The 5,176-nt window shown below is 60.1% G+C and carries 3 protein-coding genes; 2 read left to right on the top strand and 1 reads right to left on the bottom strand.

The window, feature by feature from the left end; all coding sequences use genetic code 11:
• The first annotated feature begins 407 nt into the window (after positions 1 to 407).
• Both JNN07_16140 and JNN07_16135 read left to right on the top strand, forming a co-directional pair.
• Positions 408 to 1,694, top strand: a complete 1,287-nt coding sequence (locus tag JNN07_16140) for an MFS transporter (protein MBL9169271.1) — start codon at positions 408 to 410, stop codon at positions 1,692 to 1,694.
• Between the two features lie 152 nt (positions 1,695 to 1,846).
• A complete protein-coding gene (locus tag JNN07_16135; GenBank protein ID MBL9169270.1) occupies positions 1,847 to 3,658 on the top strand; it encodes a DUF4838 domain-containing protein in 1,812 nt (603 codons plus the stop codon).
• A 9-nt stretch (positions 3,659 to 3,667) separates the two neighbouring features.
• Here the strand turns inward: JNN07_16135 and JNN07_16130 are convergent, their stop codons facing one another.
• Complete coding sequence (locus tag JNN07_16130; GenBank protein MBL9169269.1) at positions 3,668 to 4,312, bottom strand: DTW domain-containing protein; 645 nt, start codon at positions 4,310 to 4,312, stop codon at positions 3,668 to 3,670.
• Between the last annotated feature and the right edge of the window lie 864 nt (positions 4,313 to 5,176).

The raw sequence follows: 5,176 nt of genomic DNA, 5'->3' as shown, positions 1-5,176 counted from the left end.
GAAGACCGAGGCGTGAGGAGCGAGCGTATTGAGCGAAATACGTAAGCGACGAACAACGAAGGATTTCGCAAAAAGATCAAGCAAACGCGTGCTGAACGACTGCATGGATTGGGCTAAAGTGGGAACTCCATGCGGCCGAGCCTGAGGTTTTTCTGCCCGTCCACGGTAAGCTCTCACCCCACAGGTCATGGCGGACGCGGCCCCCACTAAAGTGGGAACTCCATGCGGCCGAGCCTGAGGTTTTTCTGCCCGTTCCCGGTAAACTCTCACCTCACGGGTCATGGCGGACACGACCCCCACTGAAGTGGGAACTCCATGCGGCCGAGCCTGATCAACTCCCTATTTCTTGACGATCGGTTGAGGTCGCGAGCATGGTCAGCGCCATGACCTCCGACGCATCCCCGCCTATGACCCACATTCGCTGGCAGGTGATCGTGTTGGTGATGGCTCTGTGCTTCATCAGCCATCTGAACCGGTCGAGCATGTCGGTGGCAGGGACGGATCAGATCATGCAGCAGTATCAGATCGATCCGGTGCAGATGGGAGGTGTCTACTCCGCGTTCCTGTTGATCTATTCAATCTGCATGATTCCAGGCGGGATCCTCATTGATCGCTTCGGCCCGCGCCGGGCGTTGATGGTCGTCGGATTCGGCTCAGCGCTGTTCGCGGCGCTCACGGGCGTGCTGGGATGGGCGGGTTTGAACGGAGCTTCGTTGCTGATGGGGCTGATCCTGGTTCGGGGAACCATGGGCTTCCTGAGCGCCCCGTTGCATCCCGCGGCTGCCCGCGCCGTCGGGAACTGGTTTCCCGCCGGACAACGGAGCTGGGCTAATGGAATTGTCACGGCTGCGGCCATTGCTGGCGTGGCTGCCAGCTATCCTGGCTTTGGCGCGTTGATCGCTCGAGTCGGCTGGCCCGCTGGGTTTGTCATTGGTGCGGCCATCACGGCGGTGGTGACAACGATCTGGGCTCTCACGGCCACGGATACTCCCGCGGCCCATCCGCGAGTCAACGAAGCGGAGCGATCCTGGATTCAGGTGGGTGAGCTGAACTCGGTCTCCAACCCTGAAGGACGAGCAGTCGGTTGGAAGGATCTACTCTGCAACCGCAGTCTGTTGCTGGTGACGCTGAGTTACGCAGCGGTCGGCTATTTTCAGTACCTGTTTGTCTACTGGATGCAGTATTACTTCGACAAGGTTCTCAACGTGGGCGGGACGACCAGCAAGTATTACGCGGGAATCCTTCAAGTGGCTTTGGCCATCGGGATGCCGCTGGGAGGATGGCTTTCGTCGCATTGGAGCCGCAAGTGGGGAGTGAGACGTGGGCGAGCGTTCGTCGCGGGCGGAGGCATGGCAGTCAGTGCAATGTTGTTGGGGCTTGGTGTGCTGTGCCGGGATCCAATTTGGATTGTCGTCTGGTTCGCCTTGGCGCATGCCGCACTGGGGGCCAGCGAAGGGCCTATCTGGGCGACTGCAGTCGACATCGGAGGCTCGAAGGGCGGCACCGCCGCTGCGATTTGCAACACCGGTGGGAATCTCGGCGGCCTGATCGCCCCGGTGATGACCCCTTGGATCAGCGGTCTGCTGGGCTGGAGTTGGGGCATTAGCCTAGGAGGCGTGATCTGCTTGATAGGTGCCTTCTGCTGGTTCGGGATCCACCCTCACGCCGAAGTGCGCAAACGTTCCTCGCAGTAACCACCGCGGACGCGATGGTACGGGCATTGTGAGGTGCCGAACCATCATCGCATCGCATCGATCGTGGTTGCTGCTAGAAGGCGCTGCGTGCGGGAACACAGAGTCTCAAAAATCCTGATGAGACTCTGCGTGCGGATCGTCCAATCGGCATCATGCGACGCATCCTGGGACTGTGTTGGGTCGGTTTGGTCTTGGCTTTCTGTACGGACAGCTTCGCGGCAGAAATCCTGCTCGCCGAGAAAGGCGTAGCGAAGTCGGTGGTGGTATTGGATTCTGAAGCCACGGCTCCCGAGCGCACCGCGGCACGGGAGTTGGCTGCCACGCTAAGCGAGATCGCCGGTGCCGAGTTCTCTGTGGAAACCAGGGCTGAGGCACCGGAGCGCGCGATTTTGGTGGGGGCCGGAAGGGCGGCTCGACGGGCCTTTCCGCATCTGGACTTGGACAGCCTCGCAGCGGAGGAGCTGATCATCGAAGCCAAAGGGGATCAGCTGCTTCTCGCGGGGGGACGTCCGCGGGGAACGCTCTATGCGGTGAGTCGTTTTCTGCAGCAGGAGTGCCGCGTGCGTTGGTGGACTCCGTGGGCGACGCGGATTCCCAAGCAGTCGACCTTGCGCCTTGGTGTGGCCAACCGACGTGAAAAGCCTGCGTTTGAGTATCGGGAGTCCTTTTGGTACCCCGCCTTCGACGCCGACTGGTCCTGGCGCAATGGCTGTAACGGCCAGTCGTCCAAGCTGACGGAGGAGAAGGGCGGACGCATCAACTACAAGGGATTCGTGCATACCTTTTATCCCTTGGTTCCGCCGGAGAAGCATTTTGCGGATCATCCGGAATGGTTCAGCCTGATCAAAGGCCAACGTTCTACCAATCATGCCCAACTCTGTCTGACCAACCCCAAGCTGCGGGACTTCATGGTGGCGCGGGTCAAGGAGTGGCTGCGCGAGTCTCCCGATGCCGGGATTCTGAGCGTGTCGCAGAATGATTGGTATGGGGCTTGCGAGTGCGCCGAGTGCAAGGCGCTGGATGATGCGGAGGGCTCGCATGCGGGAACCATGCTATCGCTGGTGAACTACATCGCGGAGAAAATTGAACCCGAGTTTCCCAAGGTCGCCATCGATACCCTGGCTTACCAGTACACTCGCAAGCCGCCTAAGACACTTCGGCCCCGTCCGAACGTCATCGTTCGTCTTTGCAGCATTGAGTGCAACTTTCGTGAGTCGCTGGAGCATCCATCGAACGCTGCTTTCGCCGACGATATCCGGGGCTGGTCACAGATCTGTCGTCGGCTCTACATCTGGGATTACACAACCGACTTCGGCCACTACGTCCAGCCCCATCCCAACTGGTTCATCTTGGGTGACAATCTTCGCTTCTTCCAAGCGCACCATGTGCTGGGGGTGTTCGAGCAGGGGGCTTATCAATCGCATGGGTCAGAAATGGCGGAGATGCGGGCATGGGTGCTGGCGCAGTTGCTGTGGAATCCCAAGCAAGACGATCGCGCCCTCATTCGAGAATTTGTGGAGGGCTACTACGGTGCCGCGGCGCCGAACATCCTGAAGTATTTCGAATTGCTGCACGCGGCGTCCACGGACTTCAAGCTCACCTGCTTCTCACGCGCGGACGCCTCCTTCTTCCGATTCGGTCCCCTGGCGGTCGCTGAAGGGCTTTGGGAAGCAGCGGAGCGATCGGTCAGTCCCGATCAGGAACTGACTGACCGGGTGCGCTTGGCCCGCTTGCCTGTCCGGTATGCCTGGATTTCAAATTGGGATCGGCTGCGCCGGGAAGCCGCCTCAGCTGGCGCGGCTTGGCCGCTCGCCGATTCGCGCGATCAGGTGGTCGATGAATGGATATCGGTGGCCAAAGGATCACCCGGCAAACCGTGGTCCAAGATATCCCTATTGAATGAGGCAGGGCTGACCCCGGAGGGATGGGCAAAGCGGCTGGCGCCAAAACCAGCTAAGCCCTGAGGCGGGCTTTCAGCCCTTGGAACTTTCGGAGGCCTCGGCGGCGGGGTTCTGGCAACCGCGGCTTCGCAGGGTGCGATCGACCATAATCGCGAAGAGCGCTTCCAATCGGCGTTGAACATCCTGACTTTCCAAAAGCCCCAGCGCTCGGGCGATCGCCTCAAAGGTAGCTACCCCTTTTTGTTCCGAGCCGCGGCGGAGCGCGTACTCTGACGCTCGATCCAACGGCAGCTTGATGTGAGGAATTGTTTTCAGCACCGGCTCGCGCTTGGCCACTTTGGCGGCTTGTCCCCAGGTGCCGTCGGGAACGATCAGCGTGAGGGGCCGTTTAAGGCTGGTCACCAGCTCGGGAGTGAGTTCCTGGGCCTCGGAAGTTGGGTAGAGCAGGAGGTTGAGGCGATGGGGATCGATGAGGCCCTCGGTGACCGACGGGGCGTCGGGAAGTCCACGAACCCGGATTTCACAATCCTTGAGGGTGAGTTGAGCCAATCGGGCCGTGTTGGTGGTGCGGCAGAGCTCCCGATGGTGCATCAGAATGATGATGCGCGTGCTCGTCTCGATGGAGCGGCGGCAGGTCTCGATACAGTCGCAGATGCAGATCTCCTTGCGCATCTGGCACACCAAGCAGCGGACATTGTATCGTTTTCGACGGCCCATTCCGGATCTTACCTCTAGTGCCCGGAGCAGGTCTATGTTTCTTGCTTATCCTCCGCAAGATCGGAGGCATATGGAGTGCGGTAGACCTCTACCGCTTTGGTCCCTCCAGCGGAGCTGGGATCCCCCTCCGGGGGGTGTGAAAAAGCTGTAGAGGGCTACAGCAGTCCAAATGCTTCGCGAGGAAGGGAGACGTATGGAGTGCGGTAGACCTCTACCGCTTTGGTCCCCCCAGCGGAGCTGGGATCCCCCTCCGGGGGGTGTGGAAAAGCTGTAGAGGGCTACAGCAGTCCAAATGCTTCGCGAGGAAGGGAGACGTATGAAGTGCGGTAGACCTCTACCGCTTTGGTCCCCCCAGCGGAGCTGGGATTCCCCCTCCGGGGGTGTGAAAAAGCTGTAGGGGGCTCTAAGCTGAGAACCCGCAGGGTTCAAAGACATTAGCCGGGGCGTGGAGCGCAGCGACACCCCCGGTCAGTCGGCCTCCTAATCAACAGCACCCTGAAAGGGGTGCCACCCGTAGGCGGACTGCCTGACGAACGGATTAGGTTCCTTGAGTCGGGTGCCGCAAGTCTCAGAAGCCGGTGGCATCGCTGCGCGATGCTCCGTAATTTCACCAGTTCCGGGGGTGCGAGCACCCCCGGCTAGATCTCTTTGAACCCTGCGGGTTCGGGCCCTGCCGACAAAGTGCGAAACGCTCGCATTGCCCAGCTTGTCCAGTCCGCCCTTTTTGGAGTTTAAGGTCAGATCCGAATGGCGGTTAGTTAAGTCCTAAGCGTTTTTTGGAGAGACGTTTGCGACGAGGAGGATTGGGGAGGTTTGAGAGCATGTATTCGGCGGTTATTTGCTGCATTTGGAGGAGCGTTTCCC

This window comes from Verrucomicrobiales bacterium (assembly GCA_016793885.1).
GTDB lineage: Bacteria > Verrucomicrobiota > Verrucomicrobiia > Limisphaerales > UBA11320 > UBA11320.
This window is presented reverse-complemented; position numbering and strand designations above follow the sequence as displayed.

Excerpts from the sequence above, each read along its gene's own strand:
- JNN07_16130 (MBL9169269.1), bottom strand. The coding sequence starts at position 4,312 with ATGGGCCGTCGAAAACGATACAATGTCCGCTGCTTGGTGTGCCAGATG.
- JNN07_16135 (MBL9169270.1), top strand. The coding sequence starts at position 1,847 with ATGCGACGCATCCTGGGACTGTGTTGGGTCGGTTTGGTCTTGGCTTTC.
- JNN07_16140 (MBL9169271.1), top strand. The coding sequence starts at position 408 with ATGACCCACATTCGCTGGCAGGTGATCGTGTTGGTGATGGCTCTGTGC.